Source organism: Chitinivibrionales bacterium (genome assembly GCA_014728215.1).
GTDB lineage: Bacteria > Fibrobacterota > Chitinivibrionia > Chitinivibrionales > WJKA01 > WJKA01.
The window spans coordinates 1-4,634 of sequence record WJLZ01000064.1; the positions used below are offsets into that span (position 1 = coordinate 1).

The 4,634-nt window shown below is 47.2% G+C and carries 6 protein-coding genes; all 6 read right to left on the reverse strand.

What is annotated here, in order from left to right:
• Positions 1 to 614, reverse strand: a 614-nt coding sequence (locus GF401_04240; GenBank protein MBD3344254.1) for a TetR family transcriptional regulator, incomplete at its 3' end; no start/stop codon positions are given.
• A 338-nt stretch (positions 615 to 952) separates the two neighbouring features.
• Positions 953 to 1,105 carry a hypothetical protein gene (locus tag GF401_04245; protein ID MBD3344255.1) on the reverse strand — a complete coding sequence of 51 codons (153 nt, stop codon included), beginning with the start codon at positions 1,103 to 1,105 and terminating at the stop codon, positions 953 to 955.
• On the reverse strand, positions 1,106 to 1,354 hold the full coding sequence (locus GF401_04250) for a toxin-antitoxin system HicB family antitoxin (protein MBD3344256.1): 249 nt from the start codon (positions 1,352 to 1,354) through the stop codon (positions 1,106 to 1,108).
• A gap of 402 nt (positions 1,355 to 1,756) precedes the next feature.
• On the reverse strand, positions 1,757 to 2,356 hold the full coding sequence (locus GF401_04255) for a hypothetical protein (GenBank protein ID MBD3344257.1): 600 nt from the start codon (positions 2,354 to 2,356) through the stop codon (positions 1,757 to 1,759).
• A gap of 18 nt (positions 2,357 to 2,374) precedes the next feature.
• The gene (locus tag GF401_04260) at positions 2,375 to 3,181 is read right to left on the reverse strand and encodes a hypothetical protein (protein MBD3344258.1); all 807 of its coding nucleotides are present in this window, start codon (positions 3,179 to 3,181) and stop codon (positions 2,375 to 2,377) included.
• Between the two features lie 207 nt (positions 3,182 to 3,388).
• A complete protein-coding gene (locus GF401_04265; protein ID MBD3344259.1) occupies positions 3,389 to 3,985 on the reverse strand; it encodes a hypothetical protein in 597 nt (198 codons plus the stop codon).
• Between the last annotated feature and the right edge of the window lie 649 nt (positions 3,986 to 4,634).

Sequence of the window (4,634 nt, forward strand, 5' to 3'; positions counted from 1 at the left end):
ACCAGCAGGTGATCCAGAAGGATCTCCAGGTGGTAGCCGATCTGCTTGCCGAGATCGAAGTATTTGTCCGATACCATGGCGTGGAGGTAGATGCCGTCCAGGTAGGCGAGCAGGTTGATGGCGATCTTCTCGGCATCCCGCGCGATCTCGGGCCGGAAGACCCCCTTGGAGACCCCCTCCAGCAGGGTCCCCTGCACCACCCGGCGCATCCCCATGGAGAGTTCCCGGATCAGGTGGCGCCGCTGGTGGAGCACCCCTCCCGTGGTCATGGCCTGCTTGAGGATCTCGAAGGAGACGCGGATGGTCTCCGGATTGTCCGGGTCGAACATCTCCGTGCACGTCGTAACAATCCGCCGCAGCCGGTGGACCGGACTTTCGATCTCGTCCATCAGCTTCTCGATCGCCTGGTGGTACCGGTCGAAGTACCGCATCACCCCCGCCACGAAGATGTCGGCCTTTGTCTCGTAATAGGTGTAGACGCTGCCCTTGCCGACCCCGGCGGCCCGGGCGATCTCCTCCACGCTGGTGGCGCCGAACCCCTTTTTGCCGAACAGCCGCAGCCCCGCGTCTGCGATGGCGCTCTCTTTTCCGTTGTCCCTCGTCCTGCCCGCCATGTCCCTCTACGCTTTGCATCTTGCGCGCCGGTTTTCCGGCGTAAAAAAAAGCGAAGACCGGAACCCATTCCCGACTCGCTGGTCGGGAATATACGCCGTTTTTCCCCGTTGTCAACAAAAAAAGTGGAAGAAATAAATGGTCGATATAAATGTTAAATTTTTGTTAAGGCGTTCCGGCGTCGGGATTGATGGGGCCGTGGGGTGACCTGAAGGTCGATGGGATGAGCGGTGCCGGTGGGGGGGGGCGAAACCACCTCCTTGTTTACAGGCGATTTATCTGAATCTGTCTGATCGCCTCTTTGACTTCATTTTGCTCTAACGTTTACAATATTTTACGGTCATTCGAGGGAATCCCATGCAGGAACCTTTCTTTCGGGTATTTTATCCAGAATCGCTTCCGCTTTCTTTTTCAATTGAACAATCGATTTATCCGACAATCTGTTTTCAAGCGCCGATATTATTTCCAACTGTGTGAGTTGAATGTTAAGCATCTAATTTGTCAACTGATTTAGTGGCACACCCTGATATTTTGCTTCTCTTTCAAGGCGTTTTTTGAGTTCGGCGGGCATTCTGACTGTGAGCGTGAGGCTTTTATTCATTTTTCGTCCTCCAGATATTGCAGAAATCTCTGGGCGTGACAACCTTGAACCGAAGCCTTTCAGTTCCCCGCCCCTAAAATCTCTGATATTTGAAGTGATCATGTATTCACTGTTGCTGGCAAAGGCGCATTCACACACCATATTGTCGCTCTCATCCGTCAGATTCGGTCGTAGAAGAAAATATATCCGATCAGTAGTGTCCCATCGTCATTGAATGATCGAGTTTTTGCCTGATAAGCTATTGAAATCGTTGCTTGGCATTTGTTTTCTATAATTCAAATCGATAACAGCTAATAATCTCTATAAATCCTTATATATCAGTGAGTTGTGATGTTTTGGCTCATTAACGTTGGGACACTACTGATATCCGATGTTTCTTAGCCAGAAGCGCCAGAAGATCAAGGGCCGGTTGTGTCTCGGGTTTTCACCCCATATCTTTCTACCCAGATTTGCTGTAACAAGCCGCCTATATGTATTCTTTTCTGGGATGCCGGGGGTTCTTATATTTTAGCCGAAATTTCCGTGATAGATACGTGTCCTTTATCATGGTATTTGTACAAGAATTTGGAAAGTGTCTCTAACAAAATCAATCATTGTAGCTACCGTATTGTTAATTGTCTCTTCTGGATTCTCCGCTATAGTTTCTGCATCCAAAATGCCATGTAAATAGCGTGTGACGAGGTAGGTATCATCCGGCTGCACTCGATAATTATTAGCTAATACTTTCCGATTATTATTTGTCAGGTCAATAAGTCTTTGTTCCCAGCCTCTTATAGCATTTGCCATCCCATATGGGGCTGGTGCAGGCCGATTGTAACAAAGATAAATCCACGCGCCATCTTCAGGGAATTCAGCGGCCAAATTTTCCAAAAGAATATTCTCTATTCCGTAATATACGCCATATTCATGATTATCACTGTAACATTCTATTTTTGTCAGAGTGATTTCCTCATCACCTTCGTCCACACGCCAATTGTTTTGGGGAGCAGGGAGTTCATCTATTCTTTGCTCGATTTTTCTTTTTAGCTGTGCTATAAGCCAGCCATGAACTCTTTTCTCCACAAGAGAATAGCTTTCAATCAGCGCTTTTACTGCTTTGATGTTTCTGACAATAAAATCACACTCTGGGTTTACAATGATCATATTTCCCCCTTTGAAAAACTAAAATAGCCACCGTGACTTAAAAAAATGCCGTAACGCGCCTATGCCGTCAAAATCAATTTTATCTTCTATTCCATCGTAGCGGTTCAGTACCTCACATATAATCTCATTAAAGTCCTGACTTGAAAGAGCTTGAAAATCTCTGCTTTTTGATTTGATTCCATTTGGAGTAATAAAAAATCCAACTACATTTCCCCTCCTAATTCCGCGTTCATCAGCAAAACGCATTAGGTCGTCCCATTCACGTACAGTTTGCCACTCACCATCTATGAAGGTCTCACTGCCGTGTCCTACTTTAAACTCAAAACCAACCGCCGAATTTTCACCTGAAAGATTCTTCGTGTGCACCCTTAAATCAATCCTGGACCTGTCTCCCACCTGCTCCCGCTTAACTTCTATCAGGTTTGCATTTGTCCCATTAATTATCTCTGCGATTTCATTCTTCTCAGTTTTTTTTAGGAGATGAACGAGTACAGATTTTCCGAGCGGTGATTTCCTGGGATTTAGCATATCAGCAGAAATATTGCTTATATCGTCTTCTCTCAGTTGTAATCTCAGCCGCCTGAACAAATCATATCTCCCCGCTTCTTCGAATAGATCCGAGTGTGAATAAATCTCGACTATGCTCCTTACCATTCTGGTGCGCTCTTTATTTCTCTTTTCAATCCTTTCATACAAATCTGATGCATTATAGCCATTAATAAGAGTTACGACAGTCTCATAGCGGGAGACCACAGGGAACCGTTTTTGATAAGATTCAATCAGTGAACGGATAGCCAGAAAATTACTTGGCATTACGGGGTCCATACGTCACCTCACTTGATTCGGTCCCGGTTCTGCGCCGAGGCCCGGGGCCATGGCCAGCATCAATTCGTTTCCGAAAAGCACAATTTTTGCGGCCTTGTTGGTCTGTTTTTCCCCATTATCGATCAATAGAATAGACCGCCGCCGGTAAGTGAACTATCCTTTTTTTGCCAGAGCCGTCCGCCGGACTGGTCAGTCCTTCATGTTTCGTTAACGGAGTAACTGGATAGCGAATCCGTCCCATTGCGCCAATAGGTCCTGGTCCGTAATTGAAGACTTGTGGGGTTCATTCGCTGTCTTGGCTGGATCGAGGTATGATAGTTGCCCATTTTCTTCAGTCACTAGTACAACCCAGTGGCCTTCTTTGCCCCAGTTCATTCCCGCCATTGTTGGACCAGATGCAACAATTGAAAGAAGGGCCCTACCTGCACTATGACATTTCTCAGCATCGTGGATATGTAGAAATGGGATACCTTCCTCCTTGAGATACTTGGTTATATCTGCAGGGTATGCGCCAAGGCCGCAATCTTCATATTGATTTCCCCACTTTTTTGTTACCTTCTGATCAATACGCAAGCGACGAGCGAGTTCCTGATAGTCTACCCGCTCATCCCGGTTTCTGTGCCTAAGCAGCATGGCCAGACAGGCAACCCCACAAGCATAATCCGCATGGGGGCGTCGTTTTTGTGAAATGAATTCCATTGATCTTCGTCCTTTGAGCTGTCTATCCGAAACTTTCATTCCCGGCTGCACCACCGGCCGGATATCCCGGATCAGCTCTGTTGTGCGTATTTTTCTCTCCTGCACGGCGGCGATTCCCTCAGCGTTATGTTGCAGACCGATGTTCTGTAAATGGTCACTGGCAAGGGCTTCAACGTAAAAAATCTCATGGCGTATGGAATCAATTCAATGCGCATGGAACATTCAGAATCGACGGCTCTGAAGTCCTTGCTAAACGGAAATGTTGAAATCCACAATCGCTTTTAGAGAATACAGGACATCCACCAATCCCTATAGAGAGATTTGTCTTCAAACGGCTTTTCCCATAAATCCGATTTTTACCGAATTGTCAAGAAAAAAAGCCAGAAAAAAAAAGCCAGGCAGAATTTATCCCGGTTTCAAGGCCGATACCGCCCGAAAATTTTTGAATATCAGCGTCTGGAAAAACGATCGTGCCGATTTCTGATGAAGGGTATGAGCCGACTTGGGAGGAAAAGCTTGGCTACATCGGAGTGGACTATCCTCGGAGAGAGGGGAAATTCGGCCTACCGGTCGAAAGGCATCACTGCCGGATTCGATTTGATCGGCTGAACCCACCGCAGTCCGACCCACGCCGATATTCCGGCCGTTTGATGATATCCCTCATGTTTTCCAGGGTGCGAAAGGGCTGACTCACGACAACGGAATTGACCAGCCAGGCGGGCAGGGCGCCCCCCGGTTCGGTGATTTCGGACGC

Coding starts and splice junctions, on each gene's coding strand:
- GF401_04245 (MBD3344255.1), bottom strand. CDS start 1,105: ATGCTTAACATTCAACTCACACAGTTGGAAATAATATCGGCGCTTGAA.
- GF401_04250 (MBD3344256.1), bottom strand. CDS start 1,354: ATGGTGTGTGAATGCGCCTTTGCCAGCAACAGTGAATACATGATCACT.
- GF401_04260 (MBD3344258.1), bottom strand. CDS start 3,181: ATGGACCCCGTAATGCCAAGTAATTTTCTGGCTATCCGTTCACTGATT.
- GF401_04255 (MBD3344257.1), bottom strand. CDS start 2,356: ATGATCATTGTAAACCCAGAGTGTGATTTTATTGTCAGAAACATCAAA.